At 73.7% G+C, this 20003-nt stretch carries 23 protein-coding genes; 11 read left to right on the top strand and 12 right to left on the bottom strand.

What is annotated here, in order from left to right; translation table 11 throughout:
* Positions 1-88: 88 nt before the first annotated feature.
* The 3 genes from QPK52_RS21525 to QPK52_RS21515 all read right to left on the bottom strand — a co-directional run bounded on the left by QPK52_RS21525 (position 89) and on the right by QPK52_RS21515 (position 1997).
* Positions 89-304 carry a hypothetical protein gene (locus tag QPK52_RS21525; protein WP_410539086.1) on the bottom strand — a complete coding sequence of 72 codons (216 nt, stop codon included), beginning with the start codon at positions 302-304 and terminating at the stop codon, positions 89-91.
* A 255-nt stretch (positions 305-559) separates the two neighbouring features.
* Entirely contained in the window at positions 560-676 is a 117-nt protein-coding gene (locus QPK52_RS21520) for an SGM_5486 family transporter-associated protein (RefSeq protein ID WP_093655553.1), read from the bottom strand.
* Between the two features lie 16 nt (positions 677-692).
* A complete protein-coding gene (locus QPK52_RS21515; RefSeq protein WP_410540430.1) occupies positions 693-1997 on the bottom strand; it encodes a CynX/NimT family MFS transporter in 1305 nt (434 codons plus the stop codon).
* 106 nt (positions 1998-2103) lie between these two features.
* Here QPK52_RS21515 and QPK52_RS21510 point away from each other — a divergent pair, with 106 nt between their 5' ends.
* Complete coding sequence (locus tag QPK52_RS21510; RefSeq protein ID WP_410539085.1) at positions 2104-2784, top strand: FadR/GntR family transcriptional regulator; 681 nt, start codon at positions 2104-2106, stop codon at positions 2782-2784.
* 117 nt (positions 2785-2901) lie between these two features.
* Here QPK52_RS21510 and fabI read toward each other — a convergent pair whose 3' ends face one another.
* Entirely contained in the window at positions 2902-3681 is a 780-nt protein-coding gene (fabI, locus tag QPK52_RS21505; RefSeq protein ID WP_093655549.1) for an enoyl-ACP reductase FabI, read from the bottom strand.
* A 5-nt stretch (positions 3682-3686) separates the two neighbouring features.
* Positions 3687-4391 (bottom strand): 3-oxoacyl-[acyl-carrier-protein] reductase, encoded by a 705-nt coding sequence (gene fabG / locus QPK52_RS21500; protein ID WP_410539084.1) that lies wholly within the window; start codon positions 4389-4391, stop codon positions 3687-3689.
* A gap of 254 nt (positions 4392-4645) precedes the next feature.
* On the opposite strand from fabG, the gene QPK52_RS21495 reads away from it, so the two are divergent.
* Positions 4646-4837, top strand: coding sequence for a hypothetical protein (locus QPK52_RS21495; protein ID WP_410539083.1), 192 nt, complete (start codon positions 4646-4648; stop codon positions 4835-4837).
* Positions 4838-4880: 43 nt separating this feature from the next.
* On the opposite strand, the gene QPK52_RS21490 is transcribed toward QPK52_RS21495, so the two are convergent.
* A complete protein-coding gene (locus QPK52_RS21490) occupies positions 4881-5072 on the bottom strand; it encodes a hypothetical protein (RefSeq protein WP_410539082.1) in 192 nt (63 codons plus the stop codon).
* 89 nt (positions 5073-5161) lie between these two features.
* Positions 5162-5692, bottom strand: coding sequence for a DUF1648 domain-containing protein (locus QPK52_RS21485; RefSeq protein WP_410539081.1), 531 nt, complete (start codon positions 5690-5692; stop codon positions 5162-5164).
* Between the two features lie 166 nt (positions 5693-5858).
* Here QPK52_RS21485 and QPK52_RS21480 point away from each other — a divergent pair, with 166 nt between their 5' ends.
* The 3 genes from QPK52_RS21480 (at position 5859) to tyrS (ending at position 10316) form a co-directional block, all read left to right on the top strand.
* Positions 5859-7424: a TldD/PmbA family protein gene (locus QPK52_RS21480; protein WP_410539080.1), complete on the top strand. Its 1566-nt coding sequence runs from the start codon at positions 5859-5861 to the stop codon at positions 7422-7424.
* Positions 7421-8821, top strand: a complete 1401-nt coding sequence (locus QPK52_RS21475; RefSeq protein ID WP_410539079.1) for a metallopeptidase TldD-related protein — start codon at positions 7421-7423, stop codon at positions 8819-8821. The genes QPK52_RS21480 and QPK52_RS21475 overlap by 4 nt, the downstream gene beginning before the upstream one ends.
* 85 nt (positions 8822-8906) lie before the next feature.
* Complete coding sequence (gene tyrS / locus QPK52_RS21470) at positions 8907-10316, top strand: tyrosine--tRNA ligase (protein WP_410539078.1); 1410 nt, start codon at positions 8907-8909, stop codon at positions 10314-10316.
* A gap of 163 nt (positions 10317-10479) precedes the next feature.
* Here the strand turns inward: tyrS and QPK52_RS21465 are convergent, their stop codons facing one another.
* The gene (locus QPK52_RS21465) at positions 10480-10758 is read right to left on the bottom strand and encodes a GlsB/YeaQ/YmgE family stress response membrane protein (RefSeq protein ID WP_410539077.1); all 279 of its coding nucleotides are present in this window, start codon (positions 10756-10758) and stop codon (positions 10480-10482) included.
* A 222-nt stretch (positions 10759-10980) separates the two neighbouring features.
* Between QPK52_RS21465 and QPK52_RS21460 the strand changes: the two genes are divergently transcribed.
* A complete protein-coding gene (locus QPK52_RS21460; RefSeq protein ID WP_410540428.1) occupies positions 10981-11490 on the top strand; it encodes a DUF3099 domain-containing protein in 510 nt (169 codons plus the stop codon).
* A 176-nt stretch (positions 11491-11666) separates the two neighbouring features.
* Positions 11667-11960 (top strand): hypothetical protein, encoded by a 294-nt coding sequence (locus tag QPK52_RS21455; RefSeq protein ID WP_410539076.1) that lies wholly within the window; start codon positions 11667-11669, stop codon positions 11958-11960.
* On the opposite strand, the gene moaA is transcribed toward QPK52_RS21455, so the two are convergent.
* Positions 11943-12932, bottom strand: a complete 990-nt coding sequence (gene moaA, locus QPK52_RS21450) for a GTP 3',8-cyclase MoaA (RefSeq protein WP_410539075.1) — start codon at positions 12930-12932, stop codon at positions 11943-11945. The two genes, QPK52_RS21455 and moaA, sit on opposite strands and share 18 nt — an antisense overlap.
* A 232-nt stretch (positions 12933-13164) precedes the next feature.
* Here moaA and QPK52_RS21445 point away from each other — a divergent pair, with 232 nt between their 5' ends.
* Positions 13165-14694: a S8 family peptidase gene (locus QPK52_RS21445; RefSeq protein WP_410539074.1), complete on the top strand. Its 1530-nt coding sequence runs from the start codon at positions 13165-13167 to the stop codon at positions 14692-14694.
* Between the two features lie 35 nt (positions 14695-14729).
* Here QPK52_RS21445 and QPK52_RS21440 read toward each other — a convergent pair whose 3' ends face one another.
* Complete coding sequence (locus QPK52_RS21440; RefSeq protein ID WP_410539073.1) at positions 14730-15725, bottom strand: sterol desaturase family protein; 996 nt, start codon at positions 15723-15725, stop codon at positions 14730-14732.
* Between the two features lie 143 nt (positions 15726-15868).
* Between QPK52_RS21440 and QPK52_RS21435 the strand changes: the two genes are divergently transcribed.
* The 3 genes from QPK52_RS21435 to QPK52_RS21425 are packed head-to-tail and all read left to right on the top strand — an operon-like array spanning position 15869 to position 18572.
* Positions 15869-16888, top strand: coding sequence for a DEDDh family exonuclease (locus QPK52_RS21435; RefSeq protein WP_410539072.1), 1020 nt, complete (start codon positions 15869-15871; stop codon positions 16886-16888).
* 26 nt (positions 16889-16914) lie between these two features.
* Complete coding sequence (locus QPK52_RS21430) at positions 16915-17811, top strand: SURF1 family protein (RefSeq protein ID WP_410539071.1); 897 nt, start codon at positions 16915-16917, stop codon at positions 17809-17811.
* Positions 17812-17816: 5 nt separating this feature from the next.
* Positions 17817-18572: an SDR family oxidoreductase gene (locus tag QPK52_RS21425; RefSeq protein ID WP_410539070.1), complete on the top strand. Its 756-nt coding sequence runs from the start codon at positions 17817-17819 to the stop codon at positions 18570-18572.
* A 101-nt stretch (positions 18573-18673) separates the two neighbouring features.
* Here the strand turns inward: QPK52_RS21425 and amaP are convergent, their stop codons facing one another.
* Complete coding sequence (amaP, locus tag QPK52_RS21420; protein ID WP_410540426.1) at positions 18674-19276, bottom strand: alkaline shock response membrane anchor protein AmaP; 603 nt, start codon at positions 19274-19276, stop codon at positions 18674-18676.
* 20 nt (positions 19277-19296) lie between these two features.
* Positions 19297-19998 (bottom strand): DUF6286 domain-containing protein, encoded by a 702-nt coding sequence (locus QPK52_RS21415; protein ID WP_410539069.1) that lies wholly within the window; start codon positions 19996-19998, stop codon positions 19297-19299.
* Positions 19999-20003 lie beyond the last annotated feature (5 nt).

Genomic DNA, 20003 nt, shown 5'->3' with positions numbered 1-20003 from the left:
GTCTCCAGCTTCGCACGAACGGCGGCGTGTGGCGCGGGGAGTTGGGGCCCGTCCACGACCGGGTGACATCGCGGCCGGAGGCGGCCGGTCAGTGCGGCAGGAGTTCCCGGAGGCGGTCCAGCAGGTGCGCGAGGTACCGGCGGGACTCGGCGTCGGCTGCCTCGGCCTCGCCTCCGCCGGCGAGCAGCGACAGCAGCACCGCGAAGGCGATCACGGGCAGCGCCGCGGCCCACCACGGCAGCCGTGCGTCCGCGCCGCCGGCCGTCGGCCGGGAGGTGTGCCGGGTGGGTGCGTGGGCCGTCATCGGGCTCGCCTCCGTCGTCTTCCGTGGCGTCCTTGGGCGTGTGCTCCGACGCTACGGACCGCGGGGCCGCCGTCCCATCCGGCGATCCACCCATTGCCCCCTGAGTCCGGCCCCCTAGGGGATGGTGGGGCCCGCCCCACCACGGCCCCACCGCGACCCCGCCACGGCCCCGCCGCGGGGCCGTGGCGCGGGGCCGTGGCGCGGGGTCGCGGCACCCCGGCGGTTGATTGGGCTCCGGAAGGGCCGCGGGGCGGGCTAGGGGGCGATGACGGAGGCGAGGACGCCGATCACGATCGTGACGCCGAGCATCGCGCCGAGGACGAGGAGCAGCTTCTTCTGGCCGTTGGGCGGATGGGGTTCGAGCACTGGCATGCGCCCAGTGTCGCACTCAGCCGCCGTCCTCGACGCATCGGTCCCGGCCCGCCACCAGGCCCACCGCGAGCTGGGCGGTCATCAGGACGGCCATCAGGGCCAGGGGCGCGTGCCAGCCCCCGGTGTGCTGGTGGAGGGCTCCGACCAGCAGCGGCCCGGGAACGGCGATCAGGTAGCCGGTGCCCTGCGCGAAGGCGGAGAGCTTGGCGACCCCGGCACCGGTCCTCGCGCGCATCCCGATCATGGTGAGGACGAGGGGGAAGGCGCAGTTGGAGACGCCCAGCAGCAGCGCCCAGGCCCAGGCGCCCTGCGCCGGGGCGAACCACAGTCCTGCGTATCCGCCCAGTCCGCAGCAGGCCAGGACGGCGACGAGGGGGCCCTGGTGGCCGAGCCGGGCGGCGATCCGCGGCAGCGCGTAGGACAGGGGGATGCTCATCCCCATGGTGACCGCCAGCAGCAGTCCGGCGGTGGAGGCGGGGACCCCGGCGTCGCGGAAGATCTGCGGCAGCCATCCCATGACGACGTAGGCGGCGGTGGCCTGGAAGCCGAAGAAGACGCCGAGCGACCAGGCGGTGACGGAGCGGGTGATGCGGATTCCGGCACCGGGAGCGTCCGCGCCGGCCCCGGGGCCGCCGGGCGCGGCGGTACGGGTGCGGGCGCCCCGTACGACCGGCACCCACGCCGCCAGGGCGAGGGCGCCGAGCAGCGCCCACATCCCGAGCCCGAGGCGCCAGCCGCCGCCCAGCGCCTGGACCGCCGGGACGGTGAGGGCGGCGGCCGCGGCGGTGCCCACGGAGAGCGCCATGGAGTACAGGCCGGTCATCGGGCCGATCCGGTCGGGGAACCAGCGTTTGACGACCACGGGCATCAGGACGTTGCCGACCGCGATGCCCGCCAGCGCCAGTGCGCTGGCGGCCAGGAACCAGGCCGTTCCGCCGGCGAGGGGGCGCAGCGCCAGACCGGCGGTGACGGCGGCCATCCCGGCGAGCACCACGGCGGCCGGGCCCCAGCGGCGGGCCAGCCGGGGTGCGGCGCCGCCGAACACGGCGAAGCAGAGGGCGGGCGCGGAGGTCAGCAGTCCGGCGACGGTGCCGTTCATCGCCAGCGCTTCGCGGACCTCCTCCAGGAGCGGGCCGAGCGCGGTGATGGCGGGGCGCAGGTTGAGGGCGGCCAGGACGATGCCCGCGACCAGCAGCCGCCGCGCCCACGGGGAGGCGTCCGCGGCCGCGCCCGGAGAGGCGCCCGCGGCGGTGCGGGTGCCTACGCTGTCCGAGTGCCCCCTTTCGGCCCGGTGGTCGATGGTCACGGGATCGTCAGCCATGACATGCATCATAGAATCATCGGATGAATCGAGGCCACCTGACGCGTCTCGCCGCTCGCTCGCCGTACCCGCCCGTGCCCACAGCCCCGCCGACCCGGGAAGTGCCATGCCCCTGACCTCGCCCCGCCGCTCCGCCCTGGCCGACCAGGTCATCGACGCCCTGCGCGACCAGATCACCTCCGGCGAGTGGCCGGTGGGCTCCCGCATCCCGACCGAGCCCGAGCTGGTCGAACAGCTCGGGGTGGCCCGCAACACCGTGCGCGAGGCCGTGCGGGCCCTCGCCCACAACGGGCTGCTGGACATCCGGCAGGGCTCGGGCACCTACGTGGTGGCCACCAGCGAACTCGCCGGGGTGATGCACCGCCGTTTCGCGGACGCCGACCCGCGCGACGTGGCCGAGCTGCGCTCGGTGCTGGAGGCCGAGGCCGCCCGGCTGGCCGCGCACCGCCGCACCGAGCAGGAGCTGCGCCAGCTGCGGACGCTGCTGCGCCGGCGCGAGGCGGCCTGGGAGACGGGCGATGTGGAGCGCTTCGTGGAGGCCGACGTCACGCTGCACCTGGCGATCGTCAGGGCGTCCCACAACGAGGTGCTGACCGCGCTCTACGCCGACCTCGGCACCGTCGTGCGCACCTTCCTCCGCAACGACGTGGGCGAGGAGTTGCGCTCGGAGGGGTATCTGGACCACGGGCGGCTGGTGGAGGCCATCGCCTCCCGCGACGCGGAGACGGCCGCGCGGGAGGCGGGCTCGTACGCCCGGACCTGCCGCGGCTCCGGCACCGGCGGCTGACCCCGTCCCCTGTCCCCCGGCGCCCGCCCTCAGGGGCCCGCCGCGGCACGCGTCGGGCCGCCCCCGGTCCCGTGCCGGGACCGGGGGCGGCCCCGGAGTCCTCCGACCGCGGGCGCGCTACGCGCCCATCATGTGGACGCCGCCGTCCACGTGCACGATCTCGCCGGTCGTCTTCGGGAACCAGTCCGAGAGCAGGGCGACCACGCCGCGCGCGGCGGGCTCGGGGTCGGAGAGGTCCCAGCCGATCGGGGCGCGGGTGTTCCACACGTCCGCCAGCTCCTCGAAGCCCGGGATGGACTTGGCGGCCATGGACTTGATGGGCCCGGCCGACACCAGGTTGCAGCGGATGTTCTTGTGGCCCAGGTCGCGGGCGAGGTAGCGGGAGGTGGACTCCAGGGCGGCCTTGGCCACGCCCATCCAGTCGTACTTGGGCCAGGCCACCTGCGCGTCGAAGTCCATGCCGACGACCGAGCCGCCGCGCTTCTCCAGCAGCGGCATCAGGGCCATGGTCAGCGACTTCAGGGAGTACGCCGAGACCTCGACGGCCGTGGCGACCGACTCCCAGCCGGTGTTGAGGAAGTTGCCGCCCAGCGCGTCCTGCGGCGCGAAGCCGATGGAGTGCACGACGCCGTCCAGTCCGACGCCCTCGCCGAGGTGCTCGGCGACCTTGCCGGCCAGGGTGTCCAGGTGCTCGCTGTTCTGCACGTCCAGCTCGATCACCGGGGCCTCCTTGGGAAGCCGCTTGGCGATGCGCTGCACCAGCGTCAGCCGCCCGAAACCGGTGAGGACGACCTCGGCGCCCTCCTCCTGCGCCAGCCGGGCGACGTGGAAGGCGATCGAGGAGTCGGTGAGCACCCCGGTGACGAGGATGCGCTTTCCGGCGAGAAGTCCGCTCATGACGTTCAGTGACCCATGCCCAATCCGCCGTCCACGGGAATGACGGCTCCGGTGATGTACGCGGCCTCCTCCGAGGCCAGGAAGCGCACCGAGGAGGCGACCTCCTCGGGCTGGGCGTAGCGGCCCAGCGGGACCTGTTCGACGATCTTCGCGCGCTGCTCGTCGGTGAGCGCGCGCGTCATGTCGGTGTCCACGAAACCCGGCGCGACCACGTTGCAGGTGATGTTGCGGGAGCCCAGCTCCCGGGCGATCGAGCGGGCGAAGCCGACCAGGCCGGCCTTGGAGGCGGCGTAGTTGGCCTGCCCCGCCGAGCCCAGCAGGCCGACGACGGAGGAGATCAGCACGATGCGGCCCCTGCGCGCGCGGAGCATGCCCCGGCAGGCGCGCTTGACGACCCGGAAGGTGCCGGTGAGGTTGGTCTCCAGGACGGACGTGAAGTCCTCCTCGGACATCCGCAGGAGCAACTGGTCCCGGGTGACACCGGCGTTGGCGACCAGCACCTCGACCGGGCCCTGCCTCTCCTCGATCTCCTTGTAGGCCTGCTCCACCTGCTCGGCGTCGTTGATGTCGCACTTGACGGCGCAGAAACCCTCCGGCGGCTCACCCGACCGGTAGGTGACGGCGACCTTGTCGCCCGCGTCGGCGAACGCCCGGGCGATGGCCAGGCCGATGCCGCGGTTGCCTCCGGTGACGAGAACCGAGCGGCTCAAGGGAACACCCTCTTCCATGGGGAGCAGGTACTCCGCAAGAAACTATCGTCCGGCCCCCCGCGCCGGGGAACGGGTCCCCGACAGGGGCTTCGCCGGGCTCCTGTGGGATCCCTACAGAAAACCGCCCCGGACCAGGGCGTACGCCCGGCTCCGGCACCCGTACGGCGGCGACCGTACGAGAATCGGCCGATCACACAGCGTTCAGAGCCACTACCCCGGGTCGCGCTTGGCGCAGGAGCGCGAGGAGGCTCATCATGGCCGTGGTGCTCGACGGCCGACGGCCGTGGACCCCCTCCGGCACCGCCCGCTTCCGGGCGCTGTGCCGCGCTCCGCCGGGCATGGAGGCGCCCGACGGCCACCGGGCGGAGATCATCGGGGGAACATCGTCACGAGCCGGGCGGCGGGGGCGGCGGTGGGCCGGGAGAGCGGTGAACGCGGGCCGGTGAGCGGAAAGGCCGAGCGGCCCGGTGCGCCGGGTGCCGTCCCGGATCAGCCCCCTCCGGACTCCTCGCCCTCGCCCTCGCCCTCGTCCCCGGGGCGTTCGCGTCCGGTCCGCGCGGCCTGCTCCTTCCCTTCGGGGTGCCGCTCCTCCTCCCCCTCGTTCCTCCCCTTGCCCGTACCGGTCCTCATCTCGGACGGGTCGTGCTGCCTGCCGTCGTAGGGCCCTGAGTAGTCGCTCACGGCGCGCTCCTTCCTTCGGTCCTCGCCGGCCCGCGGGCCGGCCCGGCCGCGAGTACCCGGCGCGGCGCGGGAACACACCGGAGCCCGGGTCACTTCCGCCGATCGCGGCGGTCCCGGACGGCCGCGACCAGGACGGGCACCAGGCCGAGCGCGGTCGGGGCGAGCACCGCGGGAAGCAGCCAGGCCGACACGTGGGGATCCGGTTCGGTGCGCCACATCACCGCGCACGTCACGGCGATCGACAGGCCGATGCAGAAGCCCATCTGGAGCGTGGCCCTGGCCGTCCGCAGCGCCGAGGCACGGGTGGAGGGGCGGTTGACCAGGGAGGAGGCCCGCTCGCCGGGAGCGAGTTCGTTCGCGGGGCGCACCCGCAGCACCGCCGCCGAGGCGGCCGCCGTCATCGCGACGGTCCCGGCGTGCACGAAGACGGGGACGAAGACCGCTGCGACGGACTTGTCCGCCCAGGCGTCGATCCCGCCGGGACCGATGTGCTGCGGCACCCTCTCCGGCAGGCCGGGGTACACCGCGGCGCCCCAGACCACCAGTCCCGCCAGTACGGCGAGCTGCGGCAGCAGCCACACCCACGGGAAGTCCGGCCGGCTCCCGTTCTCGTCGCCCATGCGCCCCTCCCCCGGTGCTTCCCTCTCCCCTGCCCCTTCACCGGCCAGGGTAGGCCCGCGCCGGCCGGGGCAGGCCGGGCCGCGGGCCGCGGCCGTCGTTTATCGGCCGCGGCCGGCCGGTGGGGCATGGTTCACTGCGGTCATGCATCGACAAGGAGGAGCGTCAGTGGTGCACGAGATCGATGAGTCCTTCCTGGCGCTGCCGCTGCGCGCGCTCGCCGACGCGGCGCTCGCGCGGGCCCGGGCCCTGGGCGCCGAGCACGCCGACTTCCGTTTCGAGCGGAACCGCAGCGCCTCCTGGCGGCTGCGCGACGCGAAGCCGGCCGGGTCCTCGGACGTCACCGACGCCGGATACGCGGTGCGCGTGGTGCACAACGGCGCGTGGGGTTTCGCCTCCGGGGTGGACCTGACGATGGACGCCGCCGCGAAGGTGGCGGGCCGGGCCGTGGAGATGGCGAAGCTGTCGGCGAGGATCGCCGAGGCGGCCGGCGCCGGCGCGGCCGCGCGGAGCGCCTCCGCCGCGGACCGGTGGGCGATGGGCGGACGGGTGGAGCTGGCGGACGAGCCGGTGCACGGCGAGCGGACGTGGGTCTCCTCCTACGAGGTCAACCCGTTCGACGTGCCGGACGCGGAGAAGACCGCCCTGCTGGCCCAGTGGAGCGAGCGGCTGCTGGGGGCGGACGGCGTCTCGCACGCGGACGCCTCGCTGCTGACCGTGCAGGAGAACAAGTTCTACGCGGACACCGCCGGTACCGTCACCACCCAGCAGCGCGTCCGTCTGCACCCGGAGCTGACGGCCGTGTCCGTGACCGACTCCGGCGACTTCGACTCGATGCGGACCCTGGCCCCGCCCGCCGGCCGGGGTTGGGAGTACATGACCGGCACCGGCTGGGACTGGGACGCGGAGCTGGCGCGCATCCCGGAGCTGCTGGCGGAGAAGATGCGCTCGCCCGGTGTGGAGCCGGGCTCCTACGACCTGGTGGTCGACCCCTCCAACCTGTGGCTGACGATCCACGAGTCGATCGGGCACGCCACCGAGCTGGACCGGGCGCTGGGCTACGAGGCGGCGTACGCGGGCACCTCCTTCGCCACGCCCGACCTGCTGGGCACGCTGAGGTACGGCTCGCCGGTCATGAACGTCACCGGCGACCGCACCGCCGAGCACGGACTGGCCACCATCGGCTACGACGACGAGGGCGTCGAGGCGCAGTCCTGGGATCTGGTCAGGGACGGGATCCTGGTCGGCTACCAGCTCGACCGGCGGATGGCGAAGCTGACCGGGCTGGGCCGCTCCAACGGCTGCGCCTACGCCGACTCCCCCTCCAGCGTCCCCGTGCAGCGCATGGCGAACGTCTCGCTCCGGCCCGACCCGGACGGGCCGTCCACCGAGGAGCTGATCTCCCGTGTGGACCGGGGGATCTACGTGGTCGGCGACCGCTCGTGGTCGATCGACATGCAGCGCTACAACTTCCAGTTCACCGGGCAGCGTTTCTTCCGGATCGAGAACGGACGGCTCGCCGGTCAGCTGCGCGACGTGGCCTACCAGGCCACCACCACCGACTTCTGGGGCTCGATGGAGGCCGTGGGCGGGCCGCAGACGTATGTGCTCGGCGGCGCGTTCAACTGCGGCAAGGCCCAGCCGGGCCAGGTCGCCTCCGTCTCGCACGGCTGCCCCTCCGCGCTCTTCCGCGGCGTCAACATCCTCAACACCGCCCAGGAGGCCGGTCGATGATGAAGTCCCCCGCCCCCCACGAGGTCGTCGAGCGCGCTCTGGCGCTGTCCCGGGCCGACGGCTGCGTGGTCCTCGCCGACGAGGAGTCGACCGCCAACCTGCGGTGGGCGGGCAACACGCTGACCACCAACGGCGTCACCCGCGGCCGCACCCTCACCGTCGTCGCGACCGTCGACGGCTCCGAGGGGACGGCGTCGGGGGTGGTCTCCCGCTCGGCCGTCACCGACGACGACATCGAGCCGCTGGTGCGGGCCGCGGAGGAGGCCGCGCGCACGGCGGGTCCGGCCGAGGACGCCCGGCCGCTGGTGGAGGGCGTGCCCGCCTCCGCCGACTTCACCGACGCCCCTGCCGAGACCTCCTCCTCGGTGTTCGACTCCTTCGCCCCGGCGCTGGGCGAGTCCTTCGCGCGGGCCCGCTCCGAGGGCCGGGAGCTGTACGGCTTCGCCCACCACCAGATGGTCTCCACCTACCTGGGGACCTCCACCGGGCTGCGGCTGCGCCACGACCAGCCCACCGGCACCCTGGAGATCAACGCCAAGTCCCCCGACCGCACCCGGTCGGCGTGGGCGGGGCGGGCCACCCGCGACTTCGCCGACGTCGACCCGCGGGCGCTGGACGCGGAGCTGGCGCGGCGGCTGGAGTGGGCCGGGCGGCGGGTGGAGCTGGAGGCCGGGCGGTACGAGACGCTGCTGCCGCCCAGTGCCGTGGCGGACCTGCTGATCTACCAGATGTGGTCCTCGGCGGGGCGCGACGCCGCCGAGGGGCGCACGGTGTTCAGCAGGCCCGGCGGCGGCACCCGGGTGGGCGAGCGGCTGTCGGATCTGCCGCTGAGGCTCTACAGCGATCCGGGCGCTCCCGGCCTGGAGGCGTCGCCGTTCGTGATCGCGCACTCCTCCGGCGACGACGCCTCGGTCTTCGACAACGGCCTGCCGCTGCGCGCCACCGACTGGATGCGCGACGGCGAGCTGCGCCACCTGCTGACCACCCGGCACTCGGCGGAGCTGACGGGCCTGCCGGTGGCGCCCGGGATCGACAACCTGGTCCTGGACGCGGGCGGCACCGCGTCGCTGGAGGAGATGGTCGCCGGCTCCGGGCACGACGGCCCGGCCCTGCTGCTGACCTGCCTGTGGTACATCCGCGAGGTGGACCCGGCGACGCTGCTGCTGACGGGGCTGACCCGCGACGGCGTCTATCTGGTGGAGAACGGCGAGGTCACGGGTGCGGTGAACAACTTCCGCTTCAACGAGTCGCCGGTCGACCTGCTGTCCAGGGCCACCGAGGCGGGCCGGACCGAGCGCACCCTGCCGCGCGAGTGGTCGGACTGGTTCACACGGGCGGCGATGCCCGCCCTGCGTGTGCCGGACTTCAACATGAGCTCAGTCAGCCGGGGTGTTTGAGCGGCATAGACTCCTACCGGAACCGACCAGGACCACCACCACGACCGCATCAGCCAACCATTCGATTCGATCACCGGGAACGAACGTGACACGCCTCGGCGACTCCGTGCAGCGTGCCGGCGAACTGCTGGCCCAGGACCTCTCCTCCGACGAGACCGTCGAGCGACTGCTCGCGGAGACGGGCGCCCGCCGCTATCTGGACCTGACGGACCTGCCGGCCCAGGAGCAGGCGGAGCTGATCGCCGGCCGGGCGGTGGACGTCCTGCCGTCGGTGGAGGGCCTGGCCGAGCGGATCGAGGCCGCGCGGCAGGCCGGGCACGGGCTCAACGTCAAGCTGGGCATCGACCCGACGGCGGCGGACGTGCACCTGGGCCACACGGTGCCGATGATCGTCCTGAGCCGCTTCCAGCGGATGGGCCACGACGTCACGCTGATCATCGGCGACATCACCGCCAAGATCGGCGACCCCTCGGGCCGCTCCTCGGAGCGGCCGCCGCTGACGGACGAGGACATCGCCCGCAACCTGGCCGGCTACCGGGACCAGGTGAAGCCGTTCTTCGACTTCGAGCGGGTGCGCTTCCGCCACAACAGCGAGTGGCTGGCCGGCATCGCCCTGCCGAAGCTGATCGGCGTCCTGTCCCAGATCCCGGCCTCCTCCCTGCTGCAGCGCGAGGACTTCCGCAACCGGCTCTCGGCCGGACACGGGCTGACGATGTCGGAGCTGATCTACCCGGTGGCGATGGCCATCGACTCCGCCGAGATCGACGCCGACATCGAGCTGGGCGGCGTGGACCAGCTGCTGAACATGCAGATGGGCCGGAAGGTGATGGAGATCTACGGCAAGAAGCCGCAGATGATCACCACCGTGCCGCTGATCGAGGGCACGGACGGCTCGGGCGCGAAGATGTCGAAGTCCAAGGGCAACTACATCGCGCTGAACTCGTCGGCCGACGATGTCTTCGGCAAGATCATGTCGATCCCCGACCGGCTGATGGTGCCGTACCTGCGGGCCTGGACGGAGTGGACGGACAGCGAGATCGACCAGGTCACCGCCCGGATCGAGAAGGGCACGCTGCACCCGATGGACCTGAAGAGGGTCCTGGCGGGCGAGGTCGTCACCGCGCTCCACGGTCTGAAGGCGGCGATGGCGGCCCGGGCGGGGTTCACCGCGCAGTTCTCGAGGAAGTCCTTCTCCGACGTGGAGAGCCTGCCGGTGGTGGACGCCGCCGAGCACGGGGACAAGGGCGTCACCGCGATCCTGGCGACCGTGCTGGAGTTCACTCCGAGCGCATCGGCCGCCCGGCGCGTCGCCAAGCAGAACGGGCTGCGGCTGGTGGTCGAGACGGACTCCGGCCAGCGGGCCGTCGTGCTGTCGGAGGCCGACGCGCTGCGCCCGCTGGGGGAGGTCGTCCCGGAGAAGCTGGCCCAGGCCGGGGTCTCGGGTGCCGTCTACCTCAAGGCGGGCCGCAAGGTGGCCGAGGTCCGGGGGGTGTGACGCGGTCGTTCCCGGCTGTCCGGCTGCCCGGCGGGCCGCCGGACAGCCGGGAACGGAGGAAGCGGGAGGGGACGGCGCGCACGAGACGCGCCGTCCCCTCCCGCCGGTTTCCCCTCCCCCGACGGCGGGAACGCGTCCCCTTCCGCCGGACGGGTGCGGCCCGTCAGGCCGTCCGCCTGCTCTCACCCCTGACCTTGGCGTACAGGGGTGTACCCAGCGCGACGATCAGGACGGCTCCGGCAAGCTGGAGCAGGTGCCGGATCCAGTCGATGCCCGCGGTGTCCGCCACACCGATCCCACTGGCCACGGCGTTCCCGATGACACTGCCGATGATTCCGAAGATCGCGGTCAGCCACAGCGGGATGTTCTGCCTGCCGGGAAGGATGGCGCGGGCCAGCACACCCAGGACCAGACCCACGATGATCGCCCACAACCAGCTCATGTCGCCTCCTCGTGCGGTGCGCTCCGTGCGCAGCGCGTTCGGTTCGTGCGGTGGGACGCCTCTTCCGTACGGCCGCTGAGCCGTCCGGGTGGGAGCCGTCCCTGGCGCATCGGGTGCCCCCTACCCGGCGTCGTATGCGGTGGAGTCGGGGCGTAGTGTGGAAAAGGCCGGGAACCAGGCGGGAACGCTCCCGGGTACCGGCCGCAGGAGCAGGTGGTGATTGTGAGGCGCAGGCAGCGCGGTCCCGAGGTGTTCCGGATCACCGGAGCCCGTCAGGGGCTGGCGGAGGACGTCCGGGGCCGGGAGCGGCGCTATGTGATCTCGATGCTGGTGCGCACCGCGGCGGTCCTGCTGACCGTGGTGCTGTGGAACGTGCAGCGTCCGCTCGCCGTGGCCGCCCTGGTGCTCGGCGCGACCCTGCCGTACGTGGCGGTGGTGATCGCCAACGCGGGGCGGGAGAACACGCCCGCGCTCCCGGACTCCCTCGTCTCCGCGCCGCCCCGGCAGGCGCTGGGGCCGGCGAACCGTCAGGAGGAAGCCGGGGAGGACGAGCCCGCTCCGCGGGTGCGCACGATACGGCAGGATCCACTGGAACCGGACGTACCGGAGGGCGGGCAGGAGCCGGATCACGAGGCGGAGCCAGGCCGTGAGCAGGCCCCGGGCGCCCGGGGGTACCGGCGTGCGGAACCGGGGCAGGAGCCGAGCCGCCCGGGATCCGGCCGGCGCGACTGATCCGCCCCGGCCGGGAAGCTCAGGAAGACCTCGGATCAATCACGCTGTTCCGGTGCCCTGGCGATGGGTGCACGTGCCATACTGCGTACACGCTCCGCATCCCCCGTCGGAGCGACAGACCGACGCCGGGCGGCTCCCCCCGTGGCTGCCCGGCGTCGCCGTGTTTGGATGGGGCCGTGACCGATCCCGTGACCGCCCCCCTGCCCGGCCCCGCCGTTCCCGTCTGCTCGGCCAAGGGCTGCCGTGAGGCCGCCGTGTGGGTGCTGGCCTGGAACAACCCCAAGCTGCACACCCCGGAGCGCCGCAAGACCTGGCTGGCGTGTGAGGAGCACCGCGAGTACCTGTCGCGGTTCCTGGGGGTGCGGGGCTTCTTGAAGGACGTGGTGTCCCTCGCCGATTGGGAGACCCGGGAGGCCGGGGGGGACCGGGACGGCGGGGAGGAGCCGAAGGGGTCAGCCGCCGATCGCTGACATCGGGCGGTCGGGCTGGAGGAAGGACGGATCGTCCAGACCGGAGCCGGCCTTCTTGCCCCACATCGCCGCCTTCCACAGCCGGGCGATCTCGGTGTCGTCCGCGCCCGCGCGCAGCGCGCCGCGCAGATCCGACTCCTCGCGGGCGAAGAGGCAGGTGCGGACCTGGCCGTCGGCCGTCAGCCGGGTGCGGTCGCAGGTGCGGCAGAAGGGCCTGGTGACGGAGGCGATCACGCCGACGCGGTGCGGACCGCCGTCGACGATCCAGCGCTCGGCGGGCGCCGAGCCCCGGCTGTCCTCCCCTTCCGGGGTGAGGGAGAAGCGGGTGCGCAGGGAGGCGAGGATGTCGCCCGCGGTGATCATGCCCTCGCGACGCCAGCCGTGCTGGGCGTCCAGCGGCATCTGCTCGATGAAACGCAGCTCGTAGGCGTGCTCGACGGCCCAGGAGAGCAGGTCGGGGGCCTCCGTCTCGTTGAGGCCGGGCATCAGCACGGCGTTGACCTTGACCGGCGAGAGTCCCGCCGCGCGGGCGGCCGCCAGGCCGGCGAGGACGTCGGCGTGGCGCCTGCGGCGGGTCATCCGCTGGAAGACCTCGGGGTCGAGGGTGTCCAGGGAGACGTTGACCCGGTCCAGACCGGCCGCGCGCAGCGCCTCGGCGGTGCGCTCCAGGCCGATGCCGTTGGTCGTCAGCGACAGCTTCGGGCGCGGCTCCAGGGCGGCGCAGCGCTCGACGATGCCCACCAGTCCGGGCCGCAGCAGCGGCTCGCCGCCGGTGAAGCGCACCTCCTCCACACCGAGCATGGTCACGGCGACGCGGACCAGGCGGACGATCTCGTCGTCCGTGAGCAGCTCGGGCTTGGCGAGCCACTTCAGGCCCTCCTCGGGCATGCAGTAGGTGCACCTCAGATTGCACCGGTCGGTGAGCGACACGCGCAGGTCGGTGGCGACCCGGCCGTAGGTGTCCAGCAGCATGCCGACAGCACCCTCCCACGGTTGGACATCTGCCTCGCAGCGTACGCGAAGCCCGCGCGGTCCGTCGGGGACGGCGTGGCGGGAACACGAGTACGGCAGCCGGTGAGCGGTTCGGCCATTGCCGCTCCCCCCGTGTGAGCGATAGCTTCCGTCGTCATACATCCGTACGGTCAAGTCCGATAACCGAACCGGTTGTTGAGAGCCCCTGCGTTCACACAGACACGGAGAACCCATGGCATCGAGACCCTCCAGCCGACGCCGCGCCATCGCGGTGCCGGTCGGGTTGGCGCTGACCGCCTCCCTGGCCCTGCTGCCGGGCGCCGGCACGGCGCTGGCCCAGGAAGCCGGCGTTCCGGCGGCCGCGGCGGCGGCCGCGGACGGCGAGCAGCTGTCCTACGTGGTCAACACCTCCTCCCACCCCGGCACGATCAGGCGGGTGGAGCGGGAGATAGCCAAGGCGGGCGGCACGGTCGTCGTCACGCACCGGGAGATCGGCGTGATCGTCGTCCACTCGGCGAACCCCGGCTTCGCGGAGCGGATGCGCGAGGTGCGCGGGGTGCACTCCGCCGGCGCCACCCGTACCGCGCCGCTCAGGGCGGCGGGCACGACCGAGGTCGGCGCCCCGCAGTACGTGGCGGAGGCGGCCCGCACCAGCGCGGCCACGGCCGCCTCCGAGGGCGAGCCGATGGAGGCCGAGCTGTGGGGGCTGCGCGCCATCCGCGCGGACGAGGCCGCGAAGGTCAACCCGGGCAGCGACAAGGTCACCGTCGCGGTCATCGACACCGGCGTGGACGACACCCACCCGGACCTGGCCCCGAACTTCTCGGCGGGCCAGTCGGCGAACTGCGTCGGCGGCGTGGCCGACACCTCCGAGGGCGCCTGGCGCCCGTACACCGACGGCGACTACCACGGCACGCACGTCGCGGGCTCCATCGCCGCGGCGCGCAACGGCATCGGCGTGGCGGGCGTCGCCCCGGGCGTGAAGGTCTCCTCCATCAAGGTGAGCGAGCCCGACACCAGCCTCTTCTACCCGGAGGCCGTGATCTGCGCGTTCGTCTTCGCGGCCGACAAGGGCGTGGAGATCACCAACAACAGCTACTACGTCGATCCGTACCTGTACAACTGCGAGGACGACGCCGACCAGGGCGCGGTCGTGGAGGCGGTCCGCCGGGCCGCGCGCCACGCCGAGCGCAGGGGCACGCTGCACGTCGCCTCGGCGGGCAACTCCAACCACGACCTCGCCTCCGACGCGATCCTCGACGGCTCCAGCCCGAACGACACCACCCCGGTCCAGCGCACCATCGACCCGTCGGAGTGCCTGGACCTGCCCACCCAGCTGCCGGGCGTGGTGACGGTCACGGCCACGGGCGTGCAGAACCTGAAGTCGTACTACTCCAGCTACGGCCACCGGGTCGCCGACGTGGCGGCGCCGGGCGGCGACCGGTACCAGATCCCGGACACCCCGTCGCGCAACGGCCGGATCCTGTCGACCATGCCGAACGGCTCCTACGCCTTCCTGCAGGGCACCTCGATGGCCAGCCCGCACGTCGCGGGCGTGGCGGCGCTGCTCAAGAGCAAGCACCCCTGGGCGAGCCCGGCGATGCTCCAGCTCATGATGAAGGCGCAGGCGGACAACCCCGGCTGCCCGGAGACCTACGACCCGGACGGCAACGGCGTCGAGGACTCCACCTGCGAGGGCGGCAAGCGCGTCAACGGCTTCTACGGCCACGGCATCGTCGACGCCCTGGACGCCGTCGAGTAGTCGGGCGTCCGTCCCGCCGCGGAGCCGGCGGTCCGTCAGGAAGCGGCGGACGCCGAGGGGTCGGGCCCGACGGGCCCGGCCCCTTCCGCCGTCACCGCCCCCTCCGCCGTCACCGCCGTCCGCGAGGCGCCCCGGGGCGGCCCGGGGACCGCGGAGGCCGCCGGCCCGGGGGCGGGGCCGGGCACCCGCGGCTGCCAGCCGGGCCCGCGGAAGAGCCGCCCGGCGGCCTCGCGCCAGTCGCGCGCCGCCCGCAGGTCGCGCGCGATCGCCGCGTACTCGTGGGTGGCCACGCGCAGCGGGTTGTAGGTGTCGATGTTCTTGGTGAGCCCGTAGACGCACGGCTCGGTCTCGGGCGCGAAGGAACCGAAGAGCCGGTCCCACACGATGAGGATCCCGCCGAAGTTGCGGTCCAGATAGCTCCCCTGGGAGGCGTGGTGGACCCGGTGGTGCGAGGGCGTGTTGAAGACGGCCTCGACCGGCCCCGGCAGTCTGCCGATCCGCTCGGTGTGGATCCAGAACTGGTAGACCAGGTTGACCGAGTGGCAGAAGGCGAGCACGGCCGGGTGCATGCCGAGGGCGATCAGCGGCAGGTAGAACGGCCAGCCGGTCAGGGACGTCCAGGGCTGGCGCAGCGCGGTGGTGAGGTTGAACTTCCGGCTGGAGTGGTGCACCACGTGGCAGGCCCACAGGATGCGGATGACGTGGTGGCCGCGGTGGGACCAGTAGTAGAAGAAGTCCTGCGCCAGGAGCATCGGCAGCAGAGTCCACCACTCGACGGGGATCCGCAGCGGGGTCAGCCCGTAGACCGCCGAGTAGATCGCCACGATCGGGATCTTCCACAGTGCGTCGAAGAAGAGGCTGCCCAGGCCCATGGAGAGGCTGGTGGCGGCGTCCTTGGTCTCGTAGCCGGCCACGGGGCTGTCCGGCTCCTCGGGGCGCAGGCGGTAGCTGACCATCTCCAGGACCGTCAGCAGGAGGAAGGCGGGTATGGACCACAGCACGACATCGGGGAGGTTCGGCACGCTCGGCATGGAGGCACCGTAGGACCGCCCGGGGCCGGCGGCCAGGGTCTGTTACCGACAAGTATGCGAGACGGCCCGTCAGTAACTCCGCTCACCGGGAGTGGCCTGCGGTGATGCAAAGGTGTCAGTGGCGGCCCGTATTCTCTGGAACCATGCTCGATGACCAGTCGGCGGCCCAAGCGCGGCCCGCAGCGCGGTCAGGCACCCCGGCCTGGCCCACCGAATACCCCGACGCCTACGCGGTGGTGGACGTGGAGACCACGGGGCTCGCCCGGGACGACCGCATAGTCTCCGCGGCCGTCTACCGGCTGGACGCACGGGGTGACGTGATCGACCACTGGTACACCCCGGTCAACCCGCAGCGGGATCCCGGGCCGACCTGGATACACGGGCTGACGAGCGAGATGCTGGCCGACGCACCGCTCTTCCCGCAGATCGCCGAGGAATTCGCCGAACGGCTGCGGGGCCGGGTGCTGGTCGCGCACAACGCGGTCTTCGACTGGTCGATGATCGCCCGCGAGTACGCCCGCGCCCGGTTGCCGGTCCCCGTGCGGCAGCGGTTGTGCACCATCGCCCTGTCCAAGGAGCTGGACCTGCCGCTGGCCAACCACCGGCTGGAGACCCTCGCCGCGCACTACGGTGTCGTCCAGCGCCGGGCGCACCACGCGCTGGACGACGCCCGGGTGCTGGCCGAGGCGTTCCGGCCGAGCCTGCACCTGGCGGCCGCCGGCCGTATACGCCTGCCCCTGCTGGCCTGCCGGCCGCTGACCGAGTGGACCGACTCCATCGCCTCCCCGAGCACCGCCTCCGGCGCCTCCGGCAGGCGGGACCCGCGGCCCTACGCGGGTAGCTGGCGCCCCTCGCGCAGGCGCCCTCCCTGCCCGTACCCCAACCCCGGCCGGTACGAGCCGGGCAAGCCGCTGGTCCAGGGCATGCGGGTGGCGATCTCCGGGGACACCTCCGTGGACCGGGAGCTGCTGGAGGACCGGGCGGTCGAGGCCGGGCTCCACATCGCGAGCGGTGTCTCCCGCCTCACCAGCCTCCTGGTCACCAACGACCCCGACTCCGGCACCTCCAAGGTCGCCAAGGCGCGCGCCTTCGGCACCCCGGTGATCGACGAGGCGGCCTTCACCCAGCTGCTGCGGGAGGTGGCCCCCGCTCCGGAGGAGTGACGGCCGGCGGGGTACCGTCGATGACTGTGCCACCCGTATCGTCCGCACCGTCCGCCGCCGCGTACCGCTTCCTGCTGTCCCGGCAGTGGGTGGTGCTCACCCTCGTCGCACTCCTGCTGATCCCGGGCATGGTCAGACTCGGCTTCTGGCAGCTGCACCGGCACGAGGACCGGGTGGCGCGCAACGAGCTGGTGGCCGAGAGCCTGGCCGCCGATCCGGTGCCCGTGGGGGAGCTGGTCGCCCCGGGGCGCGGCCCGGCCGACGCCGACCGGTACCGCCGGGTGACGGCGACCGGCGTCTACGACACCGGCGGCGAGACGGTCGTGCGCCAGCGCACCGGCGAGGACGGCCGGAGCATCGGCTACCACGTCCTGACCCCGCTGGTCCGCGAGGACGGCACGGCCGTGCTGGTCAACCGCGGCTGGGTTCCGGCGGGCGAGGACCTGACGCGGTTCCCCGAGGTGCCGGCGCCCCCCTCCGGCGAGGTCACCGTGACCGGGCGGCTGATGGCCGACGAGGAGGCCGGCGGCGGCGTCAAGGACAAGCGGGGGCTGCCGCCCCGCCAGGTGATGCTGATCGACAGCGCGCGGATGGCCGAGGAGCTGGACCGGCCGGTCCTGGGCGGCTACGTCGCACTGGAGGAGACCTCGCCCGAGCCCTCCGGTGAGCAGCCCCAGCTCCTTCCCGAGCCGGACCGCAGCGGCATCGGCCCGCATCTGGCGTACGCGTTCCAGTGGTGGCTGTTCGCCGCCGCCGTACCCGTCGGCTGGGTGGTGCTGGTCCGCCGCGAGCGCCGGGACCGCCTGGCGCGGGCCTCCGGGGCGGACGGTGCCGCGGACGGGCCGGCGGACGGCGGGGCCGTGGCCGGACGGCCCGCTCCGACCCCCTCCGGTGCCGAAGCGGCGCACCGACCGGCAGACTGATCCCCATGGATCTCGGACTGCAGGACAGGGTGTACCTCGTCACCGGCGCCACTCGCGGGTTGGGCTTCGCCGCCGCCCGCGAACTGGCCGCCGACGGCGCGAAGGTGATCGTCACCGGACGGAGCGAGGAGACGGTGGCCGAGGCCGCCGGACGGCTGGGCGGCGACGCCTTCGGCATGGTGGCGGACAACGCCGACCCGGCGGCGGCCGACCGCCTGGTGACGGCGGCCCACGAGCGCTACGGACGTCTGGACGGAGTGCTGATCAGCGTCGGCGGACCGCCGGCCGGCTCCCACGAGACGGTCACCGACGACCAGTGGCAGTCGGCTTTCGAGACGGTCTTCCTCGGTGCGGTGCGGCTGGCCCGCACCGCGGCCGCCCGGCTGGGCGAGGGCGGGGTGATCGGTTTCGTCCTCTCCGGCTCGGTGTACGAGCCGATCCCCGGCCTGACGGTCTCCAACGGGCTGCGGCCGGGGCTGGCCGGTTTCGCGAAGTCGCTGGCGGACGAAGTGGGGCCGCGCGGCATCCGGGTCGTCGGGCTGCTGCCGGGCCGCATCGACACCGACCGGGTGCGCAGCCTGGACGCCATGACCGGGGACGCCGACGCCGCTCGTAAGCGGAGCTCGGCCGCGATCCCGCTGCGCCGCTACGGCACCCCGGAGGAGTTCGGCAGGGCGGCGGCGTTCCTGCTCTCCCCCGCCGCCTCGTACGTCACCGGTGTGATGCTCCAGATCGACGGCGGCGCCCGCCGCGGCTTCTGAGCACCCCGCCGCCGTCCCCGGGGCTACGGCCGCCGGGGGCGGCGGGACGGCCCTCGGGGAGCGGGGCGGCGTCCTCCAGCCCGGTACCCCGGACCGGTACCTCAGCTCACCCGGCCGCCGGCCCGCCGCCGCGCCGGACGCAGCCGGACCTCCGCCGCGAGCCGGTCGAGCCCCGCCGAGGCCCGGGCGTGCTCCAGCGCCTCGTCCCGCAGGCGCTCGACGGTCTCGGCCGGGCTGGCGTGTGCGGCCACCGCCAGCGCGGTCCGGGCCCGCACCCCGGCGCGGCGGCGGCCCATCCTCACCCGGACCCGCTCCACGCCCGGCAGGGTCGCGGCCTCCCCGGCCACGGCGTCCTCCAGGGTCCGCGTCCCGACCAGGGCGCCGTACCCGTCCCCGCTGTCGACCAGTACCGTGTCCGGCCGCTGCCGCCACAACTGGGCCGACAGCCACCACAGGGCGAGCAGGAGCGCGACGGCGGGGGCGCCGATCGCCAGGAGCCACCGCCACCAGTCCGCGTCCCGCCACCAGGCGGGCTCCCCGCGCCCGAGCGGCACCTCCTCCGGTCCGTCCCAGGACAGGCCCGAGGGCAGGTCGAAGCCCCAGCGCCGCTGGAGGTCGAGTCCCCCCAGCAGGGCCGCCAGCCCCAGCAGCAGCAGCGCCAGCCCCACCAGTCCCAGCAGGATCCGGTTCACCACCGTGAGCATCCGCTCCACCCAGCCCTTCCTCAGTCCTTGGTCGGGCGCCGCACCCGGGCCGACCGCCGCATCCGCCGGGCGAGCCCGAGCTGCCGCACACCGTCGTCCAGAGCCCTGTCCAGATCCCCCCGCACCTCGTCCAGGGACCGGAAGTGCGCCCGGGCCCGCACCCGGATGCGGTGCCTTCCGGCCCTCACCCGGACCGACCGCACCCCGGGCACGTCCAGCAGCCGGTCGTGCAGCGCCGCCTCGGCGGCGGACCGCTCCAGTCCGGCGCGCACCCGTACCCCGTCGGAGGCGCCGCCGCGCATCGGCAGCAGACCGCGCAGTCCGGGGGTGACCGCCAGCACCACCAGCCACAGTCCCAGCAGGGCCGCGAGCGCCGAACCGGCGATCGCCCAGGGGTCGTCGAGCGGCCGGGTGGCCAGGTCCGCGGTGATCTCGCGCCGCCAGGCGGAGGGGGGCTCGCCGGTGCTCGCGGCGACGGCCTCGTACAGCAGCACGGCCGCCGCCACGGTCAGGACCAGCGCCACGATCGCGGCGGGGATCCGCCGCGCCGACCAGAAGCGCCGGGTGCTTCCGCCTCCCCCGCCCCCACCGCCGTCCGGCCGGTGATCCGCTTCGGCGGACCCCTCGCCGGAGCCGGAAGGGGTGGGAGAGGGCGGCGCCCCGCCGTCCGGGTCCGTGGCGGCGGCCTCCGGAGCCGGCTGCCGCCGGGCTTCGTGACTCATCGTGC

Source organism: Streptomyces sp. KL2, from assembly GCF_046529545.1.
GTDB classification, from domain to species: Bacteria; Actinomycetota; Actinomycetes; order Streptomycetales; family Streptomycetaceae; genus Streptomyces; species Streptomyces radiopugnans.
Note: the sequence above shows the minus strand (reverse complement) of the source record. Positions and strands in the feature narration are given on the sequence as shown.

Coding starts and splice junctions, on each gene's coding strand:
- QPK52_RS21525 (WP_410539086.1), bottom strand. CDS start 304: ATGACGGCCCACGCACCCACCCGGCACACCTCCCGGCCGACGGCCGGC.
- QPK52_RS21435 (WP_410539072.1), top strand. CDS start 15,869: ATGCTCGATGACCAGTCGGCGGCCCAAGCGCGGCCCGCAGCGCGGTCA.
- QPK52_RS21495 (WP_410539083.1), top strand. CDS start 4,646: ATGGCCGTGGTGCTCGACGGCCGACGGCCGTGGACCCCCTCCGGCACC.
- QPK52_RS21485 (WP_410539081.1), bottom strand. CDS start 5,692: ATGGGCGACGAGAACGGGAGCCGGCCGGACTTCCCGTGGGTGTGGCTG.
- QPK52_RS21515 (WP_410540430.1), bottom strand. CDS start 1,997: ATGGCTGACGATCCCGTGACCATCGACCACCGGGCCGAAAGGGGGCAC.
- QPK52_RS21445 (WP_410539074.1), top strand. CDS start 13,165: ATGGCATCGAGACCCTCCAGCCGACGCCGCGCCATCGCGGTGCCGGTC.
- QPK52_RS21440 (WP_410539073.1), bottom strand. CDS start 15,725: ATGCCGAGCGTGCCGAACCTCCCCGATGTCGTGCTGTGGTCCATACCC.
- QPK52_RS21520 (WP_093655553.1), bottom strand. CDS start 676: ATGCCAGTGCTCGAACCCCATCCGCCCAACGGCCAGAAGAAGCTGCTC.
- QPK52_RS21415 (WP_410539069.1), bottom strand. CDS start 19,998: ATGAGTCACGAAGCCCGGCGGCAGCCGGCTCCGGAGGCCGCCGCCACG.
- QPK52_RS21475 (WP_410539079.1), top strand. CDS start 7,421: ATGATGAAGTCCCCCGCCCCCCACGAGGTCGTCGAGCGCGCTCTGGCG.
- fabI (WP_093655549.1), bottom strand. CDS start 3,681: ATGAGCGGACTTCTCGCCGGAAAGCGCATCCTCGTCACCGGGGTGCTC.
- moaA (WP_410539075.1), bottom strand. CDS start 12,932: ATGCTGCTGGACACCTACGGCCGGGTCGCCACCGACCTGCGCGTGTCG.
- QPK52_RS21510 (WP_410539085.1), top strand. CDS start 2,104: ATGCCCCTGACCTCGCCCCGCCGCTCCGCCCTGGCCGACCAGGTCATC.
- QPK52_RS21425 (WP_410539070.1), top strand. CDS start 17,817: ATGGATCTCGGACTGCAGGACAGGGTGTACCTCGTCACCGGCGCCACT.
- amaP (WP_410540426.1), bottom strand. CDS start 19,276: ATGCTCACGGTGGTGAACCGGATCCTGCTGGGACTGGTGGGGCTGGCG.
- QPK52_RS21465 (WP_410539077.1), bottom strand. CDS start 10,758: ATGAGCTGGTTGTGGGCGATCATCGTGGGTCTGGTCCTGGGTGTGCTG.